Below are 26,607 nucleotides of genomic sequence, written 5' to 3' on the forward strand. Positions count from 1 at the left end.
AAATTGCAACACATGTGAATACGGACACGTCGGGCAGTAAGGTCAAATAACTGTGCGCAACCTTGCCCGAATGACTGCAATCGCCAATGTCGTCGTTGTCGTGATCGGTCTTGTCGCGCTCGTGCTGCTGCCCCGGTCCACGGGCGAGGAACGGTCACAGGTGCGGGCGCAGCCGCGGTCGCCGTCGCCCTCGCCCAGCGCGGCCCCGCCGAAGGCGACCGCCGAGTCGGCCAGGAAGGTCAAGGCGAACGAGGCCGGCCTGGTTCCCGTGATCATGTACCACCGCATCCTGCCCAAGCGGCTGGCGTCCATCGACCGGACCCCCGCCCAGCTGCGCAAGGAACTGGAGCGCCTGGCCAAGGACGGCTACGTGCCGATCACCGCGGCCGAACTGGTGGCTAGAAAGATCGACATCCCGGCCGGGACCCATCCGGTCGTCCTGACCTTCGACGACGGCCACCCCAGCCACTTCGCGATGGACCAGAACGGCATGCCGAAGAACGACACGGCCGTCGGCATCATCTACGAGGTCGCGGCGAAGTACCCGAACTTCCGGCCCACCGCCACCTTCTGGGTCAACCGCGACCCCTTCGGCCTGCGCGACCGGGAGCGGCAGAAACAGGCGGTGAAGTGGCTGGCCGACCACGGCTTCGAGGTGGCCAACCACACCTACTCCCATCCCGATCTCCGCCGGCTCTCCAACAAGCGGGTCAGCGAGCAGATCGTCCGGCAGGAGCGGCTGCTGAAGAAGATCGGCGCGCCGGACTCGACGACCTTCGCGCTGCCGTACGGGTCGCAGCCGAGGAAGCTGAGCAGGGCGCACGACGGCACATGGGACGGCACCCGCTACCACTTCGACGCCGTCTTCCTGGCCGGGGCGCAGCCCACGGTTTCGCCCTACGCGAAAAGTTTCCCGCGATACGCGATCCCGAGGATCCAGTCCAATGGAAAACACGGCGACTGCCGGCGCTGGTGCACGACCTACTGGCTCGACTGGCTCGCCAAACATCCAGGAGAGCGTTATACGTCGGATGGGGATCCGGCCCGAGTGTCGGTGCCGCGTAAACTCCGGGCAACGCTCTCGCCGGCCCGGGCGAAGTCGGTGATCACGTACTAGGCGTTCGTCTGGTTGCCTCGGATTGACCCAGCTCGCTCCGTCTCATATGCTGATCGCTGCGCTGTGGGCTCGCGCGCGTCACGGACGGAGCGGGCTCGCGCTCGGTCATCTGGTGGCTACCAGGAAGCAGCATCATCCGGTGAACGAAAAACGGCCCGCCGCGCTTCTGTCACAACGACATCTGTCCGGTTCGGAGCAATTCCACACATGACGAGCAGCACTGAGGCCACCTCGAGCACCCCGCAGGTAGCGGTCAACGACATCGGTTCCGAGGAGGCCTTCCTCGCCGCGATCGACGAGACCATCAAGTACTTCAACGACGGAGACATCGTTGAAGGCACCGTTGTCAAGGTCGATCGAGACGAGGTCTTGCTCGACATTGGCTACAAGACCGAGGGCGTTATCCCGTCGCGCGAGCTCTCGATCAAGCACGATGTCGACCCGGCCGAGGTTGTCGAGGTCGGAGAGCACGTCGAGGCCCTGGTTCTCCAGAAGGAGGACAAGGAAGGCCGCCTCATCCTGTCCAAGAAGCGCGCCCAGTACGAGCGCGCCTGGGGCACGATCGAGAAGATCAAGGACGAGGACGGCATCGTCACCGGCACGGTCATCGAGGTCGTCAAGGGTGGCCTGATCCTCGACATCGGTCTGCGCGGCTTCCTCCCCGCCTCCCTGGTGGAGATGCGCCGCGTCCGCGACCTGCAGCCGTACGTCGGGCGCGAGCTCGAGGCCAAGATCATAGAGCTGGACAAGAACCGCAACAACGTGGTCCTGTCCCGCCGTGCCTGGCTGGAGCAGACGCAGTCCGAGGTTCGCCAGACGTTCCTCAACACCCTTCAGAAGGGCCAGGTCCGCAAGGGCGTCGTGTCCTCGATCGTCAACTTCGGTGCGTTCGTGGACCTCGGCGGCGTCGACGGCCTGGTGCACGTGTCCGAGCTGTCCTGGAAGCACATCGACCACCCGTCTGAGGTCGTCGAGGTGGGCCAGGAGGTCACGGTCGAGGTTCTCGACGTCGACATGGAGCGCGAGCGGGTCTCGCTGTCGCTCAAGGCGACGCAGGAGGACCCGTGGCAGCAGTTCGCCCGGACCCACCAGATCGGTCAGGTCGTGCCCGGCCGCGTCACCAAGCTGGTGCCGTTCGGTGCCTTCGTCCGGGTCGAGGAGGGCATCGAGGGCCTGGTCCACATCTCCGAGCTGGCCGAGCGCCACGTGGAGATCCCGGAGCAGGTCGTGCAGGTCGGCGACGAGATCTTCGTGAAGATCATCGACATCGACCTGGACCGCCGCCGCATCTCGCTGTCCCTCAAGCAGGCCAACGAGGGCGTCGGCGCCGAGGTCGAGTTCGACCCCACGCTGTACGGCATGGCGGCGACCTACGACGACCAGGGCAACTACATCTACCCCGAGGGTTTCGACGCCGAGACCGGCGAGTGGCTCGAGGGCTTCGACAAGCAGCGTGAGGAGTGGGAGCGGCAGTACGCCGAGGCCCAGGCCCGCTTCGAGGCGCACCGCTCGCAGATCGAGAAGGCCCGCCAGGAGGAGGCGGCGGCCAGCGAGGCCGCTCCGTCGTCCTACAGCGGCGAGACCACCTCCGCGCAGTCCGGCGGCGGCGGCGCCCTCGCCTCCGACGAGGCCCTCGCCGCCCTGCGCGAGAAGCTGGCGGGTGGCCAGAGCTGACACCCGGTCTCCCGACCGGAGGTCCAGCCGAGTCCTCCACAGCATCACGAAAGGCCCCGCTTCGGCGGGGCCTTTCCCCTTTCCACGGTCCGTCGCGAGCAGGGGGACACCTTCCGCCGGTCGCCGGGGGCAGGTGTGCCGATAGGGTGGCCCTCGTGGTGGAGATCGCGAGGGCCGTGCCCGCGGACGCGGGGGAGCTCCTCACCCTGCAGCGGGCCGCGTACGTGACCGAGGCACAGCTTTACGGCGACCCGTTCATCGCGCCGCTCGTCGAGTCGCTCGACCAGGTGCGTACGGTGATCGAGACGGCGGTCGTGCTCAAGGCGACGGACGGCGGGCGGCTGGTCGGCGCGGTCCGGGGCCAGATGTCCGGTTCGACCTGCCTGGTGGGCCGTCTCGTGGTCGCGCCCGACCGGCAGGGGCAGGGGATCGGCAGCGCGCTGCTGGCCGCGATCCACGAGGCCGTGCCCGAGGCGGCGGTGTTCGACCTGTTCACGGGGCACCTGTCGGAGGGCAACCTGCGGCTCTACCGCCGGCTCGGTTACCGGGAGACCCAGCGGGAACGGGTGCAGGACCACCTGACGCTGGTCCACCTGCGCCGGGAGCCCCAGCACCAGTCCGCCCGATAAGCTGCGGGACGTGCTGAAAGTTGGGCTCACGGGTGGCATAGGTTCGGGCAAGAGCGAGGTGTCGCGCCGGCTGGCGGCGCGCGGCGCCGTCGTCGTCGACGCGGACAAGATCGCCAGAGAGGTCGTGGAGCCCGGCACCCCCGGGCTCGCGGAGATCGTCGAGGTGTTCGGCGAGGACGTGATCCGCCCCGACGGCACGCTCGACCGGGAACGGCTCGGCGCGATCGTCTTCGCCGACGCCGAGAAGCTGAAGGTCCTCAACGGGATCGTCCATCCGAAGGTGGGCGAGCGCAGTGAGCAGCTCCAGCGAGAGGCCCCGGACGACGCGGTCGTCGTCTACGACGTGCCGCTGCTGGCCGAGAACAACCTGGCCCCCCTGTACGACGTGGTGATCGTCGTGGACACACCGGACGAGGTGCGGCTGGAGCGTCTGCTGCGGTTTCGCGGCATGCCGGAGGCGGACGCTCGCGCCCGGATCGCCGCCCAGGCCTCCCGCGAGGACCGGCTGAGGATCGCCGACATCGTGATCCGCAACGAGGGTTCCCTGGGCAACCTGGACGCCCAGGTCGACAAGGTCTGGCAGGACCTGAGCGCCCGGGTCTCCCCGAAGGGCTGACCGGGCTGTCTATGCCCAGGAAGTCTCATCGACGTCCTGACCCCCCTGCGAATCTACAGTGTAAAGCCGACGTCCTTGCGCCCCGCGATCGCGCTCGGCGGCGCCTTCCACCCACGACCGGTAGGCGTCGAGGACCAGGCCGTGGAAGTGATGCACGCCGTGCTCGGACAGCCCTGAGCCGGACGGGTCGTATACGATGCGGCCCTGCTCGAAGGCCGGAGTGTTCATGCCCCGCTGGACGCTCTCCACGATGGTGATGTCCTGCTGCTGCAGCACTTCGTCGATGTATCGCACCGCCTCCACCTCGGCGTCCATGAGCTCGGCCGTCTCGAAGTAGAAGTCCCAGGTCTCCAGGGTGCGGGCGGGACCGGCCGGAATGATCTGCAAGACCATGAAGTTGCCGCGACCGGGGTATCGCAGCAGACAGGTGTTGGGCCACAGCCACCACACCGCGTGCTGTGTGACCGACGCACCCGCGACGTCGTACGCGGCGTTCTCCTGCTTGCCGGCCTCGGCGAAGTGGCTCGACCAGATGCCGTGGGTCTTCACCTCGTAGGTGTCCATGTCGACGAGGTCGACGAACTCCTTGTGGGCGATGTGACAGTGGTAGCACTCCAGGAAGTTGTCGACGACGTTCTTCCAGTTGGACGCGATGTCGTAGGTCAACCGCTTCGCATGGGTCAGTCCGGCCACGTCGGGGGCCCACCTGGCGATGTCGGCCGCCAGATCCCCGGCCTGCTCGGCCAGGGGAGCGGCGCCCGGATCCAGGTTCACGTAGACGAAGCCGCCGAACTCCTCCACTAGCACCTGGTCGAGGCAGATCTCGCTCTTGTCGAAGGTCTCCATCTTGTCGGCGCGACGAGCCGCCTTCAGCTGCCCGTCCAGGCCGTAGGTCCACGCGTGGTAGGGACAGACGATGTTGCGCGTGGTGCCGGAGCCGGCGAGCAGCTCGTGGGCGCGGTGCTTGCAGACGTTGTAGAAGGCGCGCAGCGCTCTGTCACGGTCGCGCACGATCGCGATCGGCATGCCGGCCACGGTGGCCGACACGTAGCTGCCGGGCGACGAGAGCTTCTCCACGTGGCAAATCCACTGCCAGGTGCGGGCGAAGACAGCCCGGACGTCGACGTCGAGCCACCGCGGGTCCGTGTACGTCTCCGCCCGCAGCGACATCGATCGTCCTGGGTCCTTGTGGAATCCGGTGCCGACGCGGCGTACGTCGGCCATCGTGACTGGTGCCATGCCGGGAGCATACGAGGGCCTGAACGATCGTTCAATATGTTCCTGGACGTTCGTTCAAAGTCGCCGGTCAGCCGGCGAGTGCGATCTCCTCGCAGCGGGCGACGCTCCTGCTGATCGAGGCGCGGTCGAGCCCCAGCAGGGCCGTGAGCCACAGACCGTTCTGGATGACGTCGATGTCGGCGGCCCGCTTGCCGCACTCGTCGGGTGACAGCTCGGGGCGAGCCGCGCCGATGAGGGCGGCAAGCCCGGCGCGGTAGCGTTTCTGAGCCTCCGTGTTGATGCGCTCGAAGTCCTCGTGGGCCTGGGCGAGCGCCCAGAGCTGAAGTCGCAGGGACAGGTACTCCGTCGTCAGGAACTCCGGGTCGGCCACCCGTGTCAGCGCGGCACGCAGCCGCTCTTCCGGTTCGAGGGCGAGGTCCGGCTCGACCAGTGCGATGTCCTGCTCCTCGATGCGGTGCAGGGCCGCACGGATCAGGCTCGTCTTGTCCTCGTAGTGGTAGTTCACCAGCCCCAGCGAGACCCCGGCCTCACGTGCGACGGCACGCATGCTGACCCCGGATATGCCCTGCAGGGACAGGAGTCGAAGCACCGCCTCGAGGATCAGCGCCTGCCGGTCGACTTTCTCATCGGCGTCCATCGCGCGCACGGGCCTCGGGCTCACGTCCACAACCTTAGTAGTGGCAGGAAGGTCGAGAGCGGCCGTCGCTCGCATCGAGGCCCCAACCGGTCTTCCAGTGACACGCCCTGTCTTGACGCATCTGGCTAATGCCATTAGCCTTTCAGCTATGCACTTGAGCCTGGAGGATGGCGTGACCGAGTTCCTGAAGATCGGCGAAGGCGAGATCGCGTACGACGTGACGGGGGAGGGCCCGCTGGTCGTGATGGTCCCCGGCATGGGGGACAGCCGGCGCGCCTACCGTTTCCTCGCCCCGGCGCTGGCCGCCGCCGGATATCGCGTGGCGACCATGGACCTGCGCGGGCACGGCGAGTCGAGCCTCGGCTGGGACTCCTACACCCGCACCGACACCGCGGACGACATCGTCGCCCTGATCGAGCACCTGGGCGGGCCCGCCGTGGTCGTGGGGCACTCGTTCGCCGGGGGAGCGGCCACCATCGCGGCCGCGAAGCGGCCCGAGCTGGTCGGCGCCCTCGTGGAGGTCGATCCCTTCACCCGGGCCCAGAAGCCCGACCTGGGCGGGCTGCTGAGCAACGGCCACTACCGCAAGGGCATGACGCGGCTCATGGGCGTGGCGCTCCTCCGCAGCACCGGGCTGTGGAAGAGCTACCTCGACCACGCCTATCCCGGTGTCAAGCCCGCCGACTGGGCGGACTATCTGGCCGCCCTCGAAAGCGACCTGCGCAGGCCGGGCCGGATGGCCGTGGTGAGCGCGATGGGCGCGTCCGCGCCCACGGACGCCGGCGCCCACCTCGACGGCATCCGCTGCCCCGCCCTGGTCGTCATGGGCACCCGCGACCCCGACTGGGCCGACCCCCGGGCCGAGGCGGACGGCGTCGTGGCCGGGATGCCGCAGGGGCTCGGCGACGTGGTGATGATCGACGGCGCCGGGCACTACCCGCACGCGCAGCACCCCGACGAGGTCGCCGCCGCGATACTCGCGTTCCTCAAGCAGCGGGTCCGTGGCTAGGGCTGCACTGTCCCCGGACGCCGTCGTCGACCTCGCGCTGCGGATCGTGGACGAGGAAGGCCCCGACGCGCTCACCCTGTCCTCGGTCGCGGGGCGGGCGGGTGTCGCCACCCCCTCCCTCTACAAGCACGTACGCAACCTCGCCGAACTACGCGTCCTGGTGTCCGGGCGGGTGATGGGCGAGCTGACGGAGGTCGCGAGCGAGGCGGTGCTCGGCCGGTCCGGCGACGAGGCGGTGCGCGCCCTGATGGACGCCTGGCGCTCCTACGCCTACCGGCATCCGCACCGCTACTCGGCGATGATCCAGGCGCCGCGGCCCGAGACGGCCGAGACGGGAGACCGGCTGGTCGGAATCATGCTCGCCGCACTGCGATCGTACGGGCTGGAGGGCTCGGCCGCGATCCACGCGGTCCGCTGCCTGCGCGCCGCGATGCACGGCTTCGCCGTCCTGGAGGCGGTCGGCGCGTTCCAGCTCGCCGAGGACCTCGACGAGAGCCACGCCCTGCTGGCCCACATGGTCGTCTCCGGGCTCCGCACCCCCCGCGAGCACTGAACCCTCCCGTCGTCAGAACGGCTCGTCGAGGGCCAGCCGCCTGACCTCGGGCAGGTATTCGTCCAGCTCGCCGGGCTCGAACCGGCACATGCCGATCACGTACCAGAACTGGCCCGTCACGTCGCCTTCCAGCTTGTACAGCCCGCCGGGCGAGAACGCGGCCCATCCCTCCGGCAGGCCGAGCAGCGTGGCGCGGCGTTCGCGCCGGGGGACGTCCCACAGGATCACCACGCCGTCGTCCCCGGCGCTGGCGAGCAGGTCGCCGGAGGGGTGGAACGCGACCGACCAGATCCGGCGGCCGTGACCGGCGAGGGCGCCGACACGCGCGCCGGAGGCCGGGTCCCACAGGTGGACGGCGAGATCGTCCCCGGCGGTGGCCAGCAGGTCGCCCGACGGGCTGAAGGCCGCCGTCCACAGCCGCCCGCCGCCGGCGAGGACGTGCAGGCACTCGCCGGAGGCGACGTCCCACAGGCGGGCGGTGCCGTCGTTGCTCGCGCTCGCCAGCAGGTCGCCCGACGGGGAGAAGGTCACCGCGTACACCCGATCGTCGTGCCCGCTCAACGTCGCCGCCCACTGGCCGGTCGACACGTCCCACAGCCGCACGTTGCGGTCGTCGCAGCCGGTGGCCACGAGCCTGCCGTCGGGGCTGAAGGCGATCGACCTGACGCGCCCCCGGTGCCCGGCGAGGTTGGCGACCTGCCGCCCGGAGGGGCGGTACCACAGCCGTACGCTGTCGTCGTCGTTCGCGGTGGCCAGCAGTTGCCCGTCGGGGCTGAACGCCTCGGCCCACACATGGTCGGTCTCCACGTTGAGCTCGCGCTCGTACGTCCCGGCCACCGGGTTCCACAGGTAGACGCCGCCGTCGTTGCTGGCGGTCGCCAGCAGCGAGCCGGCCGGGCTGAAGACGGCCGACACCAGCCGGTCGGCCGCCCCGGTGAGCGAACGCAGGCGGCGGCCCGTGACCGGGTCCCACAGCCGAACGTAACCGTCGTTGCCGCAGGCGGCGAGCATGCCGCCGTCGGCGGAGAAGCGGACCGACGTGATGCGGCGGCCGTGGCCGCGCAGCGTCTGGACGCACTGACCCGTGTGCGGGTCCCACAGGCGGGCGGTGCCGTCGTTGCTGCAGGTCGCGAGCTGCCGGCCGTCGGGGCGGAACGCGAACGGCCACACGGAGCCCCGGTGCCCGGTCAGCTCGGCCCGCGCCTGCCCGGTGCGGTGGTCCCAGATCCGTACGACCCCGTCGCTGTCGCCGGTCGCCAGCAGCTCGCCGGTGGGGTCGAACAGGACCTGGTAGACGGCGCCGCGGTGCCCCGGCAGGCTGCCGGCGGCCGCGCCCGTGGCCGGGTCCCACAGCCGTACGGCTCCCTCCGTGTCGCCGGAGGCGAGCAGCCGGCCCTCGGGGTGGAAGGCGAGCGAGTAGATCCGGCCGGGGTGACCGGTCAGCTCGTGCAGTGGGACGCCGGTGCGGGGGTCCCAGACGCGCAGCACGCCCTGGCCGTCCCCGGCGGCCAGGCGGGTGCCGTCGGGGCTGAGGACCAGGCGGTAGACGGCTCCGCTGTGGCCGTGGAGGTGGTGGCGCACCTGCCCGGTGGCGAGGTCCCACACGCGGATCGCGCCCGCGCTGTCGCCGGTCACCAGCAGCCCCGGCAGGAACACGGCCGTGTAGATCGGGGCGGTGTGGCCGGGCAGCTCCCATGCGAGTTCCCCGGACGCCCAGACCCGCATGATCCCGTCCGCGCCGCCGGCCGCGATCAGGTCGCCCGAGGTGACCACGGGCCACACTCCCTCGGGATGGCCGCGCAGGACGTGCGTCGGCTCTCCGGTGGCAGGGTCCCACACCCGGACGGTCCCGTCGTTCGCGCCGGTCACCAGCCCGGTCTCGCCGTAGGCGACCTTGTAGACGCGGCCCCGGTGGCCCTGCAGCGTGCGCAGGGCGGACCCGGTGACGCTGTCGCAGACCAGGACGCCGCCGTCCTCCCCGCCCAGGGCGATCACGCCGCCGCCGGGGTCGTAGGCGACCGGTTCCGGCAGGCGGCTGCTCTCGAAGTGGTAGCCGTACGGCACGCCGACGACGGCGGGGGCCAGCTCGCCGCCGACCCGCCCGCCGACCCGCCCGCCGTCCGTGCCGGGGACGGCGGGCGCCACGGCCGCGCCGCGCAGCTCCGGTGCTCCCCGGGGGACGCCGGTGACGTCGATGAGCGCGGCCCGGTCCCAGCGGCTGCCCTCGACCGCGACGTCCCGCAGGTCGGCGCGGGCGAGCCGGGCCCGGGTGAGGTCGGCGCCGCGCAGGTCGGCGCCCACCAGAACGGCCTCGTCCAGGCGCGCCCCGGCCAGCCGGGCGTTCCTGAGCACGGCGTGGGACAGGTCGGCCCCGACGAGCCGGGTGTCGGTCAGGTCGGCGCCGGTGAGGTCCACGCCCTGCAACTCGCGGTAGGACAGGTCCTCGCCGCTGAGCCGGGCTCCGCGCAGGTCGGTCCTGGCCGAGGTGCGCAGCCTGGTGGTCACCTTGATGGCGTTGGCCCGTGCGACGTCGCCGGCGCCGGGGGAGGCGAGCGTGCGGGCCGCCCACGCCTGCAGCCGTGAGGCGTCGGCCAGGTCGCACAGGAAGTCGACGGCCAGCGCCGACAACGGCCGCAGGCCGAGCCCCGGCGCGTGGCCGGCGTCGAGCGACCCCGCGAGGTGCCGGGCCACCAGCCACTCCACGACCGAGGCGTGGATGAACCCGAACAATCCCTCGTCGGTGCGGACCAGCAGGCTGCCGGCCCCGACGGCGTGCGCGGCCTGCTCGGGCGTCAGCCGCGCGGGCCCCTGCCCTCCCGTGGTCCCGGCGCCGTCCGCATCGGCCGGGCCTGTGCGCTCCAACTGCTCGGGACTGGCCCCCGGCACGTACGGCACGCGGCTCTGCGTGTCGGCGGCCAGGCCGGTGAGCGTGTCGGCGACCTCGGCCAGCTCCGCCGGCCGCAGGTAGGTCTCGCCGGTCTGCCACAGCCGCAGCGCGAGCGTGGTCGCGGCCCGCCACAGCTCCTCGCGGGTCAGCCCGCCGGGGGCTCCGGCCACGCCGCGTACGCGCTCCTCCTCGAAGGCCAGCCAGGTGTCGAGGATCTCCTGGTAGAGACCGGCGGCGCTGATCGCCTCCCCGGCCCGGGCGACGGCGCGCAGCCTTTCGGCGGGCAGGTCGGCGATGAAGCTGAGCATGCGGGGGTTGTGCGCCAGGCCGAGCAGGTCGCCGATGCCCGTGAGCAGGGCCATCCGGTCGTCGGCCGCCTGCTGCGAGCCGTACCGGTTGACCAGGTAGGCGCGGATCTGCTCCTCGGTGAACTCCTCGATGCTGAGCACCCGGCGGTTCGGCAGCAGACCGACCTTCTCCCCGAGGGCGGTCATCACCTGGCTGCGCGACTTGAAATGCTGGGTGCGCCCGGCAACGACGATCTTCGCCTTGTCCTCCGCCGCGCGCAGCAGGGTGTCGAGGTGGTCGGCCGCCCGCTCGTACGTCACCCGGGTGACCAGTTCGTCGAAGCCGTCGAACAGCAGCACGATGCGGCCCTGGCGCAGCATGTAGTGGAACGCCTTGAGGTCGATCAGCTCCTCGCCGTGGTTGGCGAGGTGCGCCGCGACCAGCCCGGCGACCGAGTGCGCCTTGTCGAGGGCGCGTAGCTCGATCAGGATCGGCGTGAGGTGCGGCAGCTCGGCGGGGATGCGCCTGGCCACCTCGTGCAGCGAGAACGTCTTGCCCCGGCCGAAGTCGCCGAGCACGAGCGCGAACCGCCCGTGGTCGGCCGCGAGCAGCCGCAGCAGCTCGTCGGTCAGGTCGTCGCGCACCTCGCCGCCGGTCCGGTCGAGCTCCCTGAACCGCTGCGGCACGTACAGCTCCGGCGGGTAGCGGCGGTCGCCGCGCAGCCTGGCCGTCTGGCCGGCCACGTAGGACGACAGGTCGAGCAGGCCCTGGAACTCGGTGAAGCTGCGCAGCCGCAGCCCGCGCCGCAGCGCGTCGTCGCGTAACGCCCGGGACGGCTGCGGTCCCTGGTAGACCAGCTCGGCGGCGTGCTCCAGCCCCGCCGCGTGGACGTGACCGAGGAACGCCTCGACCCGCGTCTGGTCCAGCTCCCCGGCGTGCGCGCCGATCAGGACCTGGCGGACGAACCCGTCCTCGGGGTGGGTGACGAGCAGGCGCGGCGGATCGCCCGCCACACGGCGGATCTTGGCCCGTTCGAAGCGGGTCTCGCAGACCTCGGCGATCCGGTCCAGCAGCAGGTCGGCCGGGCCCGCGGGCTCCTCCGGCTCCCGCGCCGGCGGCTCGGGAGCCGCCGCGGCGGGGGTCTGCGGCCGCCAGCCGCGCCAGCCGTACGGCAGGGTCTCGGGGTCGCCCAGCTCCGGCCGGTCCCGGGTCCACCGGCGCAGCCCCTGCGGCGTGACCTGGAGGATCTGGTGACGGCCCGGGGCGAGCGCGGGCACGCACGGCAGCCCCTCCAGATCCCAGACCTCCTCCGGTCCGCCGCGCCGGGCGTCCCGCCCGTGGACGAGCAGGTCGAGCCGGGAGCCGAGCAGCCGTTCGAGGGTGGCGGCGTCGCGCAGGCCGGGGCGCGGGGGATGGGCGACGGCGCCGATCCGCAGCCATCCCTCGAACGGCCGCAGCCGTTCGGCGAACCACGCCGCCTGGGCCTCGCCCACGAAGCCGTAGTCGTCCTCCTCGCGGTGGCTCATCGCGATCGTGGAGTTGATCCCGGCGACGACCGTGCGCAGCTCGGGCAGCTCGAACAGCGTCCACGGCTGGGCGCTGTCGAAGGCCGGGCCGTCGAGGCCCTGGTAGAGCTCGCCGAAGAGCGTGGAGAAGTGCCGCCACTTCGGCCAGTAGGGCGGCTGCGGGCGCACGTCGTCGGCCTCGCAGGTCGCGAAGTAGGCCCGGCAGGCCGCCTTGGTGACGTCGCGGGGCCCGGGGACGACCACGAGCCGCCCGGGTTCCAGCCCCAGCAGCACGCGCAGCCCGGTGAGGAACGCCAGCGCCTGCTCGCACTCGCGGATGCTGCCCGACTCGGTGAGGTCGCCGGTCACCATCAGGAGGTCGGGCCTGGGCACCCCGGCGTCGGCGAGGCGGGTCAGGTCGGCCCACACGCTCGCCTGCAACTCGCCCGCGTCGAGCGGCTCGTCCGCCTCGGCCAGGCCGCGCCCGAACCGCGGCCCGGCGACGTGCAGCACGGTCACCGAGGAGGCGCCGCCCGCGCGCTCGGCCGTCGGGAACGCCGGCTCGCCCGCCGGGGTGCGCCGGGCCCGGGGCACGCGTACGGCGGGGGGCGCGGGGTCGGCGGGCGGCTGAAGGGCGTGCGCGCCCGGCCCCGCCGGGAACCGGGGCGGCTCGGCCGGCTTGGCCCGGCCGGCCAGCGCCTGCCGGATCCGGGTCAGCAGCAGCCGCCGCGCCTCGGCGGGGTCGGTCACGCCGAGGAGGTCCACCCAGGTGATCGTGGACAGCAGGCCGTCGAGAGGGCAGTCCTCCAGCCGGACCGTCACGAGCTTGTTGGACGGGTTGTCGGGATCGGCGCGCAGCGCCGCCTGCCATTCGAGCCTGCCGTAGCGGGAACCCAGGTAGTTGCGGGTGAGCACCGCGACGACCAGGTCGGCCTCGCTGACCCCGCGGTCCATGAAGTCGATGAAGTTGGTGCCCGGCACGAAGTCCCACGCCTGCAGCATCGTGCGATAGCCGGCGGCTTCGAGCTGCCAGGCGATCCACGTCGCCCACCGCTCGTCGGCGGGGGAGTAGCTGACGAAGATCTCGGTCCGCGCGTCCCCCCGCCCCGTGTGCGTCATGGAGCCCAGTATTCCCGCTGCCACCGACGGTTTGGAGGGGATCGATCATCTCGGTGGGCGGCGAGATAGGGTGTGCGCGTGGCGACCGGGCTGCGGAGACTGAGCGTTCTCGACTGGATCAGGTTCGGGCTGCTCGCGGCGGGCCTGGTCTTCGTGGCCACCGGCCTGCTGCCGGCCGAGTCGGCCAGGGACAGCATCGAACGCATCGCCCCCCTGCTGCTGTTCCTCGGCGCGGTGATCGTGCTGGCGGAGCTGACCAAGGAGGCGCAGGTCTTCGACGTCATCGCGACCCGCATCGCGATCGTCGGCCGGGGGAGCTACGCCGTTCTCTTCCTGCTCTGCACGGCCTTCGCCTCGCTGGTCACGATCGTCCTGAACCTGGACACGACGGCCGTGCTGCTGACGCCGGTCATGCTGGCCCTGGCGCCGCGCGCGAAGATCGCGCCGCTGCCGCTCGTGATGACCACGGTCTGGCTGGCCAACACCGCGAGCCTGCTGCTGCCGGTCTCCAACCTCACCAACCTGCTCGCCATGAACCGGGTCGCGCTGACCACACAGGAGTTCGCCGCGCGGATGTGGGCGCCCCAGGCCGTGTCGATCGCGGTGACGATGGCGTTCCTGTGGGCGTTCTACTGGCGGCGCGGCGAGCGGGGCGAGGACCGCTACGTGCCGCCGCCTCCGGTGCCGGTGGCCGACCGGGTGCTGTTCGGCGTCGCCGGGGTCGCGTGCCTGCTGTTCATCACCGCGATCCTGGCCGGCGTGGAGATCGGCGTCGCGGCTCTCGTCGCGGCGGTCGCGGTGGTCGCCGCCTTCGCCTGGCGCGACCGCGCGAAGCTCGTGTGGGGCCTGATCCCCTGGCGGCTGCTGGTCTTCGTCACCGGGCTGTTCCTCGTGGTCCCGACGCTCAGCCGCCTCGGCCTGGCGGACGTGATGCGCGCGCTCATCGGCGTGGGCGGCGAGGGGGACGGCGCCTACCGCGCGGCCGCCGCCGGAGCCGCGCTGTCCAACGTGCTCAACAACCTCCCGGCGTACGTCGCGGGTGAGCAGGTCGTCCCCGCGGCCAACCACTCGCAGCTGTTGTCGCTGCTCGCGGGCACCAACCTGGGCCCGGTGATCACGCCGTGGGGCTCGCTCGCGACGCTGCTGTGGTTCGAGTGGTGCCGGCGGGGGGACGTGCGGGTGCCGCTGGCGAAGTTCGTCGTCACCGGCGCGGGCCTCGCCGTGACCGGTCTCGCCGCGACGGTGACCGTCCTGATCCTCACCGCCTGAGGCGCCGCCCGAGGGCCGCCCCGGCCGGGCCCCCGACGCTCGCGGATCGTTCAGCCGCGGGGCGCCCCCGCGTCGTCGTAGCGTCGCCGTGCCCGTTCGACGTGCTCGATGTTGGCGGCGGCCCACTCGGCGATCTGGGCGAAGAGGGGGGAGAGGGTGCGGCCGAGCTCGCTGATCTCGTATTCGACGCGCGGCGGCACCTCGGGATGGTAGGTGCGGACGACCAGGCCGTCGCGCTCCAGTTGGCGCAGGCGCTGGGTGAGCACCTTGGGGGTGATGTTCTCGATGCGCCGCTCCAGCTCCACGAACCGCTGGCGGCCGAAGGCCTGGAGCGACCAGAGGATAGGCGAGGTCCACCGGCTGAACACGATGTCGACGACCGGGGAGATCGGGCAGGCCAGCTCGGGGTCGGTCGTGGCGTCGGCCGCCGGCCGGCTCGTCTCGGTCGCCATGGGTTGCACCCCTCTGAGGTAGTTACTTTCCTCTAGGTACCTACTATACGGAGGCTGTTAGCGTCGCCGTCATCGCGAGAAGCCACAGGGAAAGACGCGGGAGTTGATCATGATTGTGGTGACGGGTGCGACCGGGAACGTCGGTCGGTCACTGGTGCGGGCCATGGCGGAGGCCGGGGAGCGGGTGACGGCGGTGTCGAGGGGGACAGCTCCGGTGAACCTGCCGAGGGGGACCGGACACGTGCGGGCCGACCTGGCCGCGCCGGAGACCCTGCGGCCCGCCCTCGACGGTGCCGAGGCGCTGTTCCTGCACGACGGCGGCACGGGCGGCGTCGGGCTCGACCCGAGAGCCATCCTGGACGTGGCCCGGGCCGCCGGGGTCCGGCGGGTGGTGCTCCTCTCCTCGCAGGGCGTGGTGACCAGGCCGGAGTCGGCGTCGCACGGAGGCGTCATGCGGGCGGTCGAGGAAGCGGTGCGCGAGTCGGGCCTGGCCTGGACGATCCTGCGGCCCGGCGTGTTCGCGTCCAACGCCTACGCCTGGGCGGGGTCGGTACGCGCCGAGCGGACGGTCGCCGCGCCGTTCGGCGACGTCGGGATCCCGGTGATCGATCCGGCGGACATCGCGGAGGTCGCGGCCGTGGCCCTGCGCAAGGACGAGCACGCGGGTCGTGCCTACGAGTTGAACGGGCCGGCGGCCGTCACACCCCGGCAGCAGGCGGAGGCGATCGGCGCGGCCCTCGGCGAGCCGGTGCGGTTCGTGGAGCTGACCCGGGCCGAGGCGCAGGCGCGGATGGCCGCGTTCATTCCGGAGCCGTCCCTGGAGACCTCGCTGGCCGTCCTCGGCGAGCCCAACGCCGCCGAACTGCGGCTCAGCCCGGACGTCGAGCACGTGCTGGGCCGCGCGCCCCGCCCCTTCGCCGAGTGGGCCCGCCGCAACGTCGAAGCCTTCCGGTAGACAGCGACAAGGCCGCCTCCGGCGCTTCGGTCACCGGGCGGCCGGCGGCTATGGGCGCCGGTGAGAACGACACGGCGGAAAGTTGTGGGAATCCTCATTCGCCGTACGGAGGGTCTTGGTATGGGATCGATCCGTGACAGATGAACAGATTCCGCCTCGGCGGCGCTTCCCCGCGGCGGACGTCGCCAGGGTCAGCGTCTTCGCCGCGCTGATCGCCGTGCTCGGAATGCCGGGCGCGCTGAACATCTTCGGCGACGCGGTGCCGATCACGTTGCAGACGCTCGGCGTCATGCTCGCCGGGGCGATCCTCGGCACGTGGCGATCTGCCCTCGCCGTCGTGGTCCTGCTCGTGCTGGTCGCCGCCGGGCTGCCCCTGCTGGCCGGCGGACGCGGCGGGCTCGGCGTCTTCACCGGGCCCTCGGCCGGCTTCCTGCTCGGCTGGCTTCCCGGCGCGGCCCTGACCGGATGGATCGTCGAACGCGGCGGGCGCACGCCGTCCACGGTGCGGCTGGTGACCGCCTGCCTCGCCGGCGGCGTCGGCGTGGTCTACCTGTGCGGCATCCCCGTGCAGGCCCTGGTCACCGGGCTGTCCCTGGGCAAGACGGCGCTGCTCAGCGCCGCCTTCCTGCCCGGCGACCTGGCCAAGGCGGTGCTGGCGTCGATCGTGGCGAGGGGCACCCAGCGGGCCTACCCCGACGCGGTCCCCGCGGTGCACCGCGAGCGGCTGCGGGCAGGGGGGCGGTGACGCGCCCGTGCCGGTAGCCGCGCAGGTGATGCGACACGCTTCGGCCAGCCCGGACCGGATCGCGGTGTCCGGTCCCGGAGGCGACCTCGGCTACGCCGAACTCGCGGCCCGGGCCGGCCGCGCCGCCCGCGGTCTCGCCGACGAGGGCGTCGGGCGCGGCGCGCTCATCGCCCTCGGCCAGGCCGACCCGGTGGCCCTGCTCGTCGCCGTGCTCGCCGCCGACCTGGCGGGAGCCACGCCGCTGCTGTGCGACCACGCCTGGAGTGAGGAACGGCGGGCGCAGGTCATGGCCGCGGTGCCGGTCGCCGCCCGATTCGACGCCCCGCTGCCGGAGGCGGACGGCCCGCCCGTACGGCACCGTCCCGCGCCGGACGACCTCACCTGGGCCTGCTTCAGCTCCGGCAGCACCGGCAGGCCCCGCGCCGTGGTGCGCGGCCGGGCCTCGTGGACCGGGTCGTTCGGCCGGCTCGACGAGATGACCGGGATCGGCCCCGGCGACGTCGTGCTGATCCCCGGTCCGCTGGTCTCCTCCCTGTACGGCTTCGCCGCCGTGCACACCCTGGCGGCCGGCGCGACCGCCGTGGTCCCCGGCCGGTGGTCCCCGTCCCTGCTGGCGGATCAGTTGCGGCGGGCCACCGTTGTGCATGTGGTGCCCCACCGCCTGCCGGCCGTGCTGGACGCCCTGGAAGCCGGCCACGATGCGGCCGGAGGCCCGCTGCGCACCGCCGTGGTCGGCGGGGCCGCCCTGGACGCCGCCGCCAGGACCCGGGCAGCGGCGGCCGGAGTGCGTGTGGTCTCCTATTACGGCGCCACCGAGCTGTCGTTCGTCGCCGTGGACGCCGACGGCGCCGGGCTGCGTCCGTTCCCCGGCGTCGAGATCGACGTCAGGGTGCCGCCCGGGCAGGTTCTGGGCGAGGTGTGGGTGCGCTCCCCGTGGCTCTGCGAGGGTTACCTGGCCGGTGCGACCGGCCCCCTGCGGCAGGATGACGGCGGCTGGATGACGGTCGGCGACCTGGCGGAGCCGCGCCGGCCCGGCGAGCTCCTGCGGCTGCGCGGCCGGGGCGACGGCGCGATCCAGACCGGCGGCGCCACGGTGGTGCCCGAGGACGTCGAGGAGGTGCTGAGGAAGGTGCCGGGAGTGGACGACGTGGTCGTGGTCGGCACGCCGCACCCCTACCTGGGCGCCGTGGTCACCGCGGTCGTCGAGGGCGAGGACGTGGTGAGGGCCGCGCTGGAGGCGGCGGCGCGCGCCGAACTCGACCCGGCACAGCGGCCCCGGCGCTGGTACGCCGCCGCGTCCCTGCCCCGGACCCCGACCGGGAAGCCGGCCCGCGGCCTGGTCGCCGCCCGTCTGGCCGCCGGCGACGACCCCGGCCTGCGGCGGCTCGCCTGACATGGACGAGCACGCGGTCGTCGTGGCGGCCCGCCGCACCCCCATCGGCACCGCCGGCCACGCGTTCCGGAGCCTGACGGCCGACGGACTCGCCGCGCCCGTCATCGAGGCGGTCGCCCGCGACGTGGCGCCTCTCGGCGTCCCGGTGGACGACGTGGTGCTGGGCAACTGCACGGGGCCCGGGGGCAACCTCGCCCGGGTCTGCGCGCTGGCCGCCGGGCTGGGTCACGAGGTGCCCGGCGTCACCGTCGACCGGCAGTGCGGGAGCGGGCTCGCCGCGATCCTGCTGGCCGCGCAGGCGGTCCGCTGCGGCGAGGCGGACCTCGTCGTCGCCGGGGGCGTCGAGAGCGCCTCCACCGCTCCGCTGCGGGTTCGCCGGGGGGAGGGCGAGCCGGGCGTGCCGTACGAGCGGGCGCCGTTCGCCCCGGAGGGGCACCCCGACCCGGACATGGGCCCGGCCGCCGAGGCGCTCGCCGCCGCGCGCGGCGTGACCAGGGAACGCCAGGACGCGTACGCCTGCCGGAGCCACGCCCTGGCGCTGGCCGCACGGGAGGCCGGGCGGTTCACGCGCGAGATCGTCCCGATCGGCGGCCGGACGGACGACCAGCGGCCGCGCGTGCTGCGGCCGCTGTCGCTGGCCCGGCTGCCCGCCGCGTTCGTGCCGGGCGGTACGGTGACGGCCGGCAACTCCTCCCCGGTGAGCGACGGCGCCGCGGCCGTCGCGGTCGTGCCCGAGCGGCTGCGCGCGGCGGCCGGCCTGCCCGGTCTGCGCCTGCTGGCCGGCGCCGTCGCCGGCTGCGACCCCGCGCTCCCCGGGTGGGGACCGGTGCCCGCCGTACGGCGCGTGCTGCGGCGGGCCGGAGCGGACCTGGAGAGGGTGGCGGCGGTGGAGATCGTGGAGGCGTTCGCTGCGCAGGTGCTCGCGGTCACCGACGCGCTCGGCCTCGATCCTCTCGGCGCGGACGCCGGCCGCGTGTGCGCCGACGGCGGCGCGCTCGCCCTCGGCCATCCCTGGGGCGCGAGCGGAGCGGTGGTGGTGACCCGGCTGTTCAGCCGGCTCCTCGGGGCGCCGCCGGGGACGCTGGGCCTGGCGGCGGTCGCGGTCGGCGGCGGTCTCGGGATCGCCGCCCTGTTCGAGGTGGTGTGAGTGATCCGGCTGGAGGACGTCCATGTGCGGCTCGGGCAGCGCGAGGTGCTGCGCGGCGTCACGGCCTCGCTGACCGAGCGCCGCGTGGGCGTGGTCGGGGCCAACGGCTCGGGCAAGAGCACGCTCGCCCGCCTCGTCAACGGCCTGGTCCTGCCGTCCTCGGGCACGGTGACGGTGTCCGGGCTCGACACTCGCCGCCACGCGGCCCGCATCAGACGCGGTGTGGGATTCCTGTTCACCGACCCGGACGCGCAGATCGTGATGCCCACGGTGGCCGAGGACGTGGCCTTCTCGCTGCGCCGGAAGGGGCTGACGCGCGAGGAGGTCGAGCGCCGGGTGCGGGAGATCCTGGAGAGGTACGGCCTGGGGGAGCACGCCGACCACCCCGCGCATCACCTGTCCGGCGGCCAGAAGCAGCTGCTCGCCCTCTGCTCGGTCCTGGTGCTCGAACCGGAGATCCTGGTCATGGACGAGCCGACCACGCTGCTCGACCTGCGCCACTCCCGGCAGGTCGCCGCGCTGCTCCGGACTCTTCCGCAGCAGGTGGTCGTGGTGACCCACGACCTCCCGCTGCTGGAGGACTTCGACCGCGTGCTCGTGATCGACGAGGGGCGCATCGTCGCCGACGCCGAGCCCGCCGCCGCGATCGGCCACTACAGGAAGATGATGGCGTGAGCGGACTCACCGGCGCCTACGTGCCCGGCGGCTCGCTCCTGCACCGGCTGCCCGCCGGGGCCAAGCTCGCCGGGCTCGCCGTGTCCTGCACGGCGCTCCTGCTGCTGCGCTCGCCCGCGGCGCTCGCGGGCGCCGCTGCCGCCGTCGTGCTGCTGTACGCCGTCTCCGGCGTCGGCGTCGCGGCGGCCTGGGCGCAGGTGCGGCCCGTTCGCTGGTTCGCCATGGCCCTGTTCGGCGTGCAGCTGGTGTTCGCGGACCTGCCCACGGCGGCGTCCTCGACGCTCCGGGTCGTGCTCGCCGTCGCCCTGGCCGGGCTGGTCACCCTCACGACGCGCACCAGCGCCCTCATGGCCTGCCTGGAGCGCTGCCTCGCGCCCGCCAGGTTCGCCGGCCTCGATCCGTTCCGCCTGTCGCTGCTGCTGTCTCTCACGCTGCGCAGCGTGCCGGTGATCGCGGATCTGGTCACCCGGGTGCGGGAGGCCCAGCGCGCGAGAGGGGTCGAGCGGAGCCCGCGTGCCTTCGCCGTCCCGCTGGTGGTGGGCGCCCTGCGGCACGCCGACGCGCTGGGCGAGGCGCTCGCCGCGCGTGGTCTCGACGACTGAACGGGCCTCGACGACTGACTCGGGTCGGCGGCGAGTCAGAGCGGCGGCAGGGCGGGCGCCAGGCGGCGGGCCTCGGCGACCAGGTCGAGTAGGTCCCCGACCAGGGCGGGCGGCGCGGCGACGAAGCTGCGGTCCTCGGGCGGGCCCTCGGCGGACGCCTCGAACGGCCCGCCGTCGAGCGTGCGGATCTCCACACCGGCCTCGCGTGCGATCAGGGCCCCGGCGGGCAGGTCGAGTCCCTCCGCGCGGTAGCCGATCATGCCGTCGATGTCGCCCCGCGCGAGCATGGCCCAGCACATCAGCGGCGCCCAGAGCTGGAGCACCCGCCGGGCGCGGGCGTCCATCGTCATCTTCAACGACCGCACCGCCGGGTCCAGCCGGGAGACCCCGTGGCCCTGCGTCCAGGCCAGCACCGGCCCGTGCCGGAGGTCGCGGCTCGGCGGCCCGGTCAGCGGCCCCGCCGGCCCGCGGGCCCCGGCGCCGCTGACGGCCGACCAGGTGCGGCCGGAGAGCGGCTCGTGAACCACCCCGAGCACCGGGCGGCCGCCGGCGCACAACGCCAGGCCCACGACGTACGCGGGAAGGCCGATCGCCACGTTGTTCGTGCCGTCGAGCGGGTCGACCAGCCAGGTCCATCCGCCGTCCGGACGATCACCGCCGTGGACGCCCGACTCCTCGGCCACGATCCGGTGGGAGGGGAACTCGGCCCGGATGCGGTCGAGGATCAGCTTCTCTGCGGCCAGGTCGAGGTCGGTCACGACGTCGCCCGACCCGCCCTTGTCGTGGACGGCGACCGCTCCCGGCGCACTCTCGCGCAGCACGGCCCCGGCGGCCAGGGCGGCCTCGACGGCTACCCGCCTGGCGTGTTCGAGGTCCACAGGCTCCTCCTGGCCAGCTCGGCGGCACGTGCGGTCTCGGCGTCGTCGAGGCGTTCCCGCCTGACGTGGTGGAGGGGCGTGGCGAGCGGCCCGAGCGACAGGTCCCCGAGGCCCGGCCGGCCGCGGCCGAGCGCCACGGTGGCGGCCTCGCCGTCCTCGGGGATGACGCTGCTGTGGAAGTCGCCCGCGACGAGCGTGTAGGTGTCCCCGGCGCCGAACAGCTCGGCGCGCCCCGGGGCGTACGCCACGGTCCTCGGGGTGGGGCGCACGACGTCGCCCGACGGCGTGCTGACCACCTCGAAGACGCGGTGGGTGGGAGACCGGGTGGTGTCGGTCACCACGGCGTGGACGTTGCGCACCTGGCCGTACAGGACGTGGCTGACCAGGTCCCAGCTGTGGCAGTGGACCTGGGAGGTGGTGCTGCGGGCGCGCCGCGCGGCGGCGGTCCACACGTGCACGCACACCCCGAGGTCTCCCTCGCGGACCAGCGGCAGGCAGAGGAACCCCAGCGGATGCCGCACGCCCCGCACGCCCGACCCGCGCGAGCCACCCTCTGCGATCTCGCCGAGCACGCCGAGGGCCCACTCGCGGACTCCGCCGCCGGCGAGCACGTCGAGCACGTCCCCATACCTCATGGCGCGTACGGATCCTTGGCGCGCAGCGCCTTGCGGGTGACCTCGACCACGTCGCGGTCGGTGAACGACTTGGGCAGGGGGAGGTCGACGCGGTCGAACAGCCTGCGGACCTCCTCGACGGTCGGCTCGTCGCTCAGCGGCACCGACCGGTAGCGGTCGATCGCCACGCGGCGGGCCTGCTCGAAGCTCGTGCGCAGCTCGGTGCCGCAGCTCTCGTAGAAGAACGAGCCGCTGAAGGCGATGATGGCCCGGTTGGGGTCCTCGGACGTCATGATCAGGGCGCGGCCGGACATGTCCCAGCGGAAGGTCGTCATGACCGGCGAGAGCCCCACCGCGATGTCGAGCAGGCCGTACCGCTGGCGATACCAGAACGCGGCCAGGACGCTCGCGTACGACTCCTTCCTGGCCCGGTCGGTCGTCCACAGCTCACCGGTGCCGTCCGGGCGGTCCGACAGCGACCTGCGGTAGTGCGCGTAGCTCTCGCACACCGCCTCGTCCGTCGGGTCGATGATCTCCAGGCGGACCGTGAGGTGCCGCTTCTCGCGCCGTGCGGCGGCCACGCACTCGGGCAGCGTGACGGCGCGCATGTAGGTGCCGGTGCCGCCCTTGAACGTCCAGCGGTCGGTGCCCCTCCGGGCGTCCGCGTGCGCCTGCGCGATCTCGTGCTGGCTGCCCAGGATGCGGATGACCGCCATGTCCTCCAGGGCCCGGCGGGTGCCCGCGACCAGGTCCTCCAGCTCTTCGAGGCGGTCCAGGCGCTCGGGCAGCCGCGCGAGGACGCCGGAGGTCGCGTGCATGGCCTCCTCGACGGGCTCCTGCCGGACCCGGTCGCGCAGCAGCGCGGTCGCGACCAGGGCCAGGACGACCAGTGTGGTGCCGCTGACGAGCTGCGTCTTCACCTCGTCGGAGATCACGCGATCGGGCAGCACGCCGAGGACGCCCACCGCCACGGCCAGGACGAGGGCGATGGCCCCGTCGACGTTCTTGGCCGCCCACGCGAGTGACTGGCCGACGGCACTTCGCAACCCCGCCATAGGTCAGCCCCGCCATCCCGTCAGTGTCGGCCCCGACTCGAATCGTAACGACAGGGTCATGGTCCGGCAAAGGCTTCGCCGGGTGGGGCTCGGCGTTCTGGAAGCGAGGGGCGGAGGGGGCATCGGGACCGGAATTGTCGGTCGCCGCGCGTAGGTTATGCATGTGAACCGGAGCGGGCGCGAGTGTCTCTGTGCGCCCGCCCGCGCCGGTGGACGGGGCGAGTGAGGAGCTGAGCGGCGATGACATCCATGATGGACCTGAAGCGGAAGGTCGCGCCCTTCCAGGTCGTCACCGACATGACGCCGTCCGGCGACCAGCCCACGGCGATCGCTGACCTGGAGCGCCGGGTCAGGGCCGGGGAGAAGGACACGGTCCTGCTCGGCGCGACCGGCACAGGCAAGACCGCGACGGTGGCGTGGCTCATCGAGCGGGTGCAACGCCCGACGCTGGTCATGCAGCCGAACAAGACGCTCGCCGCCCAGTTCGCCAACGAACTGCGCGAGATGCTGCCCAACAACGCGGTCGAGTACTTCGTGTCCTACTACGACTACTACCAGCCCGAGGCGTACGTCCCGCAGAGCGACACCTACATCGAGAAGGACTCCTCGATCAACGAGGAGGTCGAGCGGCTGCGCCACTCGGCGACCTGGTCGCTGGTGTCGCGCCGCGACGTGGTGGTGGTCGCCTCGGTCTCCTGCATCTACGGCCTGGGCACGCCTCAGGAGTACGTCGACCGGATGGTCGGGCTCAAGGTCGGCCAGCAGATCGAGCGCGACCAGCTGCTGCGCAGGCTGGTCGACATGCAGTACACCCGCAACGACCTGTCCTTCACCCGGGGCACGTTCCGGGTGCGCGGCGACACGGTCGAGGTCATCCCGGTCTACCAGGAGCTGGCCGTCCGCATCGAGATGTTCGGCGACGAGATCGAGAAGCTGGCGACGCTGCATCCGCTGACCGGCGAGGTCATCGCCGAGGACGACGAGCTGCACATCTTCCCCGCCTCCCACTACGTGGCAGGTCCCGAGCGGATGGAGCGGGCGATCGCCGGCATCGAGGCGGAGCTGGCCGAGCGGCTCGCCGATCTGGAGCGGCAGGGCAAGCTGCTGGAAGCCCAGCGGCTACGCATGCGCACCACCTACGACATCGAGATGATGCGCCAGGTCGGCACCTGCGCCGGCATCGAGAACTACTCGCGGCACATCGACGGCCGCGAGGCGGGCACCGCGCCGCACACGCTGCTCGACTTCTTCCCCGACGACTTCCTGCTCGTGTTGGACGAGTCGCACCAGACCGTCCCCCAGATCGGCGCCATGTACGAGGGCGACGCCTCGCGCAAGCGGACGCTGGTCGACCACGGGTTCCGCCTGCCGTCCGCGATGGACAACCGCCCGCTGAAGTGGGAGGAGTTCCTGGAGCGCATCGGCCAGACCGTCTACCTGTCCGCCACACCGGGTCCGTACGAGCTGGGCCGCAGCAAGGGCGATGTGGTGGAGCAGGTCATCCGCCCCACCGGCCTGGTGGACCCCGAGGTGATCATCAAGCCCACCAAGGGCCAGATCGACGACCTCATGGAGGAGATCCGGGCCCGGGCGGAGCGGGACGAGCGGGTCCTGGTCACCACGCTGACCAAGAAGATGGCCGAGGACCTCACCGACTACCTGCTCGACAACGGCATCCGGGTCCGCTACCTGCACAGCGAGGTCGACACGCTCCGCCGGATCGAGCTGCTGCGCGAGCTGCGTATGGGCGAGTTCGACGTGCTGGTCGGCATCAACCTGCTGCGTGAGGGCCTCGACCTGCCCGAGGTGTCGCTGGTGTCGATCCTCGACGCCGACAAGGAGGGCTTCCTGCGTTCGGAGACCTCGCTCATCCAGACGATCGGCCGCGCGGCCCGCAACGTGTCCGGCCAGGTCCACATGTACGCCGACAAGATCACCCCGAGCATGGAGCGGGCGATCGAGGAGACCAACCGGCGCCGGGCCAAGCAGATCGCCTACAACGAGGCGCACGGCATCGACCCGCAGCCGCTGCGCAAGAAGATCGCCGACATCCTGGACAGTCTGGTCCGCGAGGACGCCGACACCGCCCAGCTTCTCGGCGGCGCCGGGCGTCAGCAGTCTCGCGGCAAGGCGCCGGTGCCGGGCCTCGCGTCCCGCGGGGCCGGCCAGCACGCTAAGGCGATCGCGGGGGAGATGCCGCGGGCCCAGTTGGAGTCGCTGATCGAGTCGCTGACCGAGCAGATGCACAACGCCGCCGCCGACCTGCAGTTCGAGGTGGCGGCCCGGCTGCGCGATGAGATCAAGGAGCTCAAGCGGGAGGTTCGCGACATGCGCGAGGCCGGCGTGAAGTGACGGCTCAGCGACCGCGCGACCACCGCCCAGCGAGCGCGCAGTAACGCCGCCTGAGCACGGCGAGCACTCATGATCGGGCGATGAGCGTACGGTCGGGTGGTGACCTGCACTACCGAATCGTGACCGCCCGGGCCCGTCGGCCCGGGCGAGCCGCGCAGGCGGCATCCCCCAATCGGCATCTGTGCCGCGAAATTTCGGCGAATTCCAGTGAATTGTGCGCTGGAACCGCTGATAAGCGAAGTGTGGAAGCCGGTTGGAGTTTTTGCGTACTTATCCCACTGAAAACGCTGTCGGCTGCGAGGAAATGAGCGCGGCGCAGCTCCGGGTGCGGTTGACCTGGTCTGTTGCGGGGAAGGCATTCGTCGGCGCGCGGATTCACGTCCACGCGTCATGGGAGCGGCCTATTCGAGCGGTTCCCGTCGGGCGAATCCGTCTGTGGCAATCGGGGAAATCATGCGTTCGACGACCACCGCGTCCAGCCCTGCCGCCCGCCTCGTGCTCACCGCGGGGTCGGTGACCGCGCTCCTCGCCGGTTGCGGCGAGGTTCCGGCGCGGTCGTTCGCCGCGGTGCCGGTGAGCAGGCCGGTCACGTTCGGCCTGGTTACGACCAGCCCGTCCGTGACGCCCGCACCGTCGCCGATGCCCAGCCCGTCGGTGACGCCGAGCGACCTCGCCGGGTGCCGGGACGGCGACTGCGAGGTGCGGGTGCGTGAGGGAGACAGCATCCCGATCGACCCGAAACGGGGCGTGGACGAGATCACCGTGGTGGGCCTGCGGGGAAACGCCGTCAGGCTCGCCTTCACCGGCACCTCGACGGTCGTCGACGGCGCGAACATCAGCATCAGCCGGAGCTGCTACAACGACCGCTGCCGGGTCAGGGGAGCGGTGACGATCAGCACGACCAGGCCGGGCCGCATCGGCGACGTCGCTCTACGGGTCGCGCAGGTCGCGGGTGACGCCGCCGTGCTGGGGCTCGAGCCTGCCCCCCAGGAAGGCGACTGACCCGCACTCCGGCCCGAGGGCCGGCCGGAGCCGACGCGATGTCTCGTCGCCCGGCTCACCCCGTTTCGCTCGTCCTCACGCCGCTCGCAAGGGCTCCGCACCCGTGGAGCCGGGACCCCTGGCCATGCTCGCCACCGCTACGCCCTCACCCGGGTCCATTCCACACGGCTGATCGGTCCCACGCATGGCGGCGGC

22 protein-coding genes are annotated in these 26,607 nt (G+C 72.4%); 15 read left to right on the forward strand and 7 right to left on the reverse strand.

The features are described 5' to 3' along the window. Nucleotides 1-70 precede the first annotated feature (70 nt). From QSK36_RS19545 to coaE, 4 genes are all read left to right on the forward strand, one after another. Nucleotides 71-1,117: a polysaccharide deacetylase family protein gene (locus tag QSK36_RS19545; protein WP_285783404.1), complete on the forward strand. Its 1,047-nt coding sequence runs from the start codon at nucleotides 71-73 to the stop codon at nucleotides 1,115-1,117. 207 nt (nucleotides 1,118-1,324) lie between these two features. Continuing rightward, nucleotides 1,325-2,791: a 30S ribosomal protein S1 gene (gene rpsA / locus QSK36_RS19550; RefSeq protein ID WP_139574324.1), complete on the forward strand. Its 1,467-nt coding sequence runs from the start codon at nucleotides 1,325-1,327 to the stop codon at nucleotides 2,789-2,791. 155 nt (nucleotides 2,792-2,946) lie between these two features. Next, nucleotides 2,947-3,420, forward strand: coding sequence for a GNAT family N-acetyltransferase (locus QSK36_RS19555; RefSeq protein ID WP_285783405.1), 474 nt, complete (start codon nucleotides 2,947-2,949; stop codon nucleotides 3,418-3,420). Nucleotides 3,421-3,430: 10 nt separating this feature from the next. Then, nucleotides 3,431-4,036: a dephospho-CoA kinase gene (gene coaE / locus QSK36_RS19560; RefSeq protein ID WP_285783406.1), complete on the forward strand. Its 606-nt coding sequence runs from the start codon at nucleotides 3,431-3,433 to the stop codon at nucleotides 4,034-4,036. Nucleotides 4,037-4,045: 9 nt separating this feature from the next. On the opposite strand, the gene QSK36_RS19565 is transcribed toward coaE, so the two are convergent. Together QSK36_RS19565 and QSK36_RS19570 are read right to left on the reverse strand one after the other, a co-directional pair. Beyond that, nucleotides 4,046-5,275, reverse strand: a complete 1,230-nt coding sequence (locus QSK36_RS19565) for an aromatic ring-hydroxylating oxygenase subunit alpha (protein ID WP_285783407.1) — start codon at nucleotides 5,273-5,275, stop codon at nucleotides 4,046-4,048. A gap of 67 nt (nucleotides 5,276-5,342) precedes the next feature. Beyond that, nucleotides 5,343-5,936, reverse strand: coding sequence for a TetR/AcrR family transcriptional regulator (locus tag QSK36_RS19570; RefSeq protein WP_285783408.1), 594 nt, complete (start codon nucleotides 5,934-5,936; stop codon nucleotides 5,343-5,345). 124 nt (nucleotides 5,937-6,060) lie between these two features. On the opposite strand from QSK36_RS19570, the gene QSK36_RS19575 reads away from it, so the two are divergent. After that, entirely contained in the window at nucleotides 6,061-6,921 is an 861-nt protein-coding gene (locus tag QSK36_RS19575) for an alpha/beta fold hydrolase (protein ID WP_285783409.1), read from the forward strand. Then, nucleotides 6,914-7,474 (forward strand): TetR/AcrR family transcriptional regulator, encoded by a 561-nt coding sequence (locus tag QSK36_RS19580; protein ID WP_285783410.1) that lies wholly within the window; start codon nucleotides 6,914-6,916, stop codon nucleotides 7,472-7,474. Before QSK36_RS19575 ends, QSK36_RS19580 begins: the two co-directional genes overlap by 8 nt. 12 nt (nucleotides 7,475-7,486) lie before the next feature. Here QSK36_RS19580 and QSK36_RS19585 read toward each other — a convergent pair whose 3' ends face one another. Then, the gene (locus QSK36_RS19585; protein ID WP_285783411.1) at nucleotides 7,487-13,273 is read right to left on the reverse strand and encodes a WD40 domain-containing protein; all 5,787 of its coding nucleotides are present in this window, start codon (nucleotides 13,271-13,273) and stop codon (nucleotides 7,487-7,489) included. A 78-nt stretch (nucleotides 13,274-13,351) separates the two neighbouring features. Between QSK36_RS19585 and QSK36_RS19590 the strand changes: the two genes are divergently transcribed. Then, nucleotides 13,352-14,542 carry an ArsB/NhaD family transporter gene (locus QSK36_RS19590; RefSeq protein ID WP_285783412.1) on the forward strand — a complete coding sequence of 397 codons (1,191 nt, stop codon included), beginning with the start codon at nucleotides 13,352-13,354 and terminating at the stop codon, nucleotides 14,540-14,542. Between the two features lie 50 nt (nucleotides 14,543-14,592). Here the strand turns inward: QSK36_RS19590 and QSK36_RS19595 are convergent, their stop codons facing one another. Next, on the reverse strand, nucleotides 14,593-14,994 hold the full coding sequence (locus QSK36_RS19595; RefSeq protein ID WP_183541119.1) for a winged helix-turn-helix transcriptional regulator: 402 nt from the start codon (nucleotides 14,992-14,994) through the stop codon (nucleotides 14,593-14,595). Between the two features lie 109 nt (nucleotides 14,995-15,103). On the opposite strand from QSK36_RS19595, the gene QSK36_RS19600 reads away from it, so the two are divergent. From QSK36_RS19600 to QSK36_RS19625, 6 genes are all read left to right on the forward strand, one after another. Then, nucleotides 15,104-15,949, forward strand: a complete 846-nt coding sequence (locus tag QSK36_RS19600) for an NAD(P)H-binding protein (RefSeq protein ID WP_183541122.1) — start codon at nucleotides 15,104-15,106, stop codon at nucleotides 15,947-15,949. A gap of 133 nt (nucleotides 15,950-16,082) precedes the next feature. After that, the gene (locus QSK36_RS19605) at nucleotides 16,083-16,694 is read left to right on the forward strand and encodes a biotin transporter BioY (RefSeq protein WP_285783413.1); all 612 of its coding nucleotides are present in this window, start codon (nucleotides 16,083-16,085) and stop codon (nucleotides 16,692-16,694) included. A gap of 28 nt (nucleotides 16,695-16,722) precedes the next feature. After that, on the forward strand, nucleotides 16,723-18,087 hold the full coding sequence (locus QSK36_RS19610; RefSeq protein ID WP_285783414.1) for an AMP-binding protein: 1,365 nt from the start codon (nucleotides 16,723-16,725) through the stop codon (nucleotides 18,085-18,087). A gap of 1 nt (nucleotide 18,088) precedes the next feature. Then, nucleotides 18,089-19,234, forward strand: a complete 1,146-nt coding sequence (locus tag QSK36_RS19615) for a thiolase family protein (protein WP_285783415.1) — start codon at nucleotides 18,089-18,091, stop codon at nucleotides 19,232-19,234. After that, nucleotides 19,235-19,909, forward strand: a complete 675-nt coding sequence (locus QSK36_RS19620) for an energy-coupling factor ABC transporter ATP-binding protein (RefSeq protein WP_183541131.1) — start codon at nucleotides 19,235-19,237, stop codon at nucleotides 19,907-19,909. It begins immediately after the preceding gene. Beyond that, nucleotides 19,906-20,511: an energy-coupling factor transporter transmembrane component T family protein gene (locus QSK36_RS19625; protein ID WP_285783416.1), complete on the forward strand. Its 606-nt coding sequence runs from the start codon at nucleotides 19,906-19,908 to the stop codon at nucleotides 20,509-20,511. The genes QSK36_RS19620 and QSK36_RS19625 overlap by 4 nt, the downstream gene beginning before the upstream one ends. A 35-nt stretch (nucleotides 20,512-20,546) precedes the next feature. Here QSK36_RS19625 and QSK36_RS19630 read toward each other — a convergent pair whose 3' ends face one another. The 3 genes from QSK36_RS19630 to QSK36_RS19640 are packed head-to-tail and all read right to left on the reverse strand — an operon-like array spanning nucleotide 20,547 to nucleotide 23,058. After that, the gene (locus tag QSK36_RS19630; protein WP_285783417.1) at nucleotides 20,547-21,389 is read right to left on the reverse strand and encodes an inositol monophosphatase family protein; all 843 of its coding nucleotides are present in this window, start codon (nucleotides 21,387-21,389) and stop codon (nucleotides 20,547-20,549) included. Continuing rightward, nucleotides 21,362-22,024: a hypothetical protein gene (locus QSK36_RS19635; protein WP_285783418.1), complete on the reverse strand. Its 663-nt coding sequence runs from the start codon at nucleotides 22,022-22,024 to the stop codon at nucleotides 21,362-21,364. The genes QSK36_RS19630 and QSK36_RS19635 overlap by 28 nt, the downstream gene beginning before the upstream one ends. Then, entirely contained in the window at nucleotides 22,021-23,058 is a 1,038-nt protein-coding gene (locus QSK36_RS19640) for a hypothetical protein (protein WP_183541144.1), read from the reverse strand. The genes QSK36_RS19635 and QSK36_RS19640 overlap by 4 nt, the downstream gene beginning before the upstream one ends. Before the next feature lie 240 nt (nucleotides 23,059-23,298). Here QSK36_RS19640 and uvrB point away from each other — a divergent pair, with 240 nt between their 5' ends. Next, the gene (uvrB, locus tag QSK36_RS19645; protein WP_285783419.1) at nucleotides 23,299-25,410 is read left to right on the forward strand and encodes an excinuclease ABC subunit UvrB; all 2,112 of its coding nucleotides are present in this window, start codon (nucleotides 23,299-23,301) and stop codon (nucleotides 25,408-25,410) included. Nucleotides 25,411-25,863: 453 nt separating this feature from the next. Beyond that, on the forward strand, nucleotides 25,864-26,412 hold the full coding sequence (locus QSK36_RS19650) for a hypothetical protein (RefSeq protein ID WP_285783420.1): 549 nt from the start codon (nucleotides 25,864-25,866) through the stop codon (nucleotides 26,410-26,412). Nucleotides 26,413-26,607: the final 195 nt, after the last annotated feature.

Source organism: Microbispora sp. NBRC 16548 (assembly GCF_030268985.1).
Lineage (GTDB): Bacteria > Actinomycetota > Actinomycetes > Streptosporangiales > Streptosporangiaceae > Microbispora > Microbispora catharanthi.

What these genes read in the sequence shown, in the direction of transcription:
- QSK36_RS19545 (WP_285783404.1), top strand. Translation starts at nt 71, where the DNA reads ATGACTGCAATCGCCAATGTCGTCGTTGTCGTGATCGGTCTTGTCGCG.
- rpsA (WP_139574324.1), top strand. Translation starts at nt 1,325, where the DNA reads ATGACGAGCAGCACTGAGGCCACCTCGAGCACCCCGCAGGTAGCGGTC.
- QSK36_RS19565 (WP_285783407.1), bottom strand. Translation starts at nt 5,275, where the DNA reads ATGGCACCAGTCACGATGGCCGACGTACGCCGCGTCGGCACCGGATTC.
- QSK36_RS19575 (WP_285783409.1), top strand. Translation starts at nt 6,061, where the DNA reads ATGCACTTGAGCCTGGAGGATGGCGTGACCGAGTTCCTGAAGATCGGC.
- QSK36_RS19585 (WP_285783411.1), bottom strand. Translation starts at nt 13,273, where the DNA reads ATGACGCACACGGGGCGGGGGGACGCGCGGACCGAGATCTTCGTCAGC.
- QSK36_RS19595 (WP_183541119.1), bottom strand. Translation starts at nt 14,994, where the DNA reads ATGGCGACCGAGACGAGCCGGCCGGCGGCCGACGCCACGACCGACCCC.
- QSK36_RS19600 (WP_183541122.1), top strand. Translation starts at nt 15,104, where the DNA reads ATGATTGTGGTGACGGGTGCGACCGGGAACGTCGGTCGGTCACTGGTG.
- QSK36_RS19610 (WP_285783414.1), top strand. Translation starts at nt 16,723, where the DNA reads ATGCGACACGCTTCGGCCAGCCCGGACCGGATCGCGGTGTCCGGTCCC.
- QSK36_RS19615 (WP_285783415.1), top strand. Translation starts at nt 18,089, where the DNA reads ATGGACGAGCACGCGGTCGTCGTGGCGGCCCGCCGCACCCCCATCGGC.
- QSK36_RS19635 (WP_285783418.1), bottom strand. Translation starts at nt 22,024, where the DNA reads ATGAGGTATGGGGACGTGCTCGACGTGCTCGCCGGCGGCGGAGTCCGC.
- QSK36_RS19640 (WP_183541144.1), bottom strand. Translation starts at nt 23,058, where the DNA reads ATGGCGGGGTTGCGAAGTGCCGTCGGCCAGTCACTCGCGTGGGCGGCC.
- uvrB (WP_285783419.1), top strand. Translation starts at nt 23,299, where the DNA reads ATGACATCCATGATGGACCTGAAGCGGAAGGTCGCGCCCTTCCAGGTC.
- QSK36_RS19650 (WP_285783420.1), top strand. Translation starts at nt 25,864, where the DNA reads ATGCGTTCGACGACCACCGCGTCCAGCCCTGCCGCCCGCCTCGTGCTC.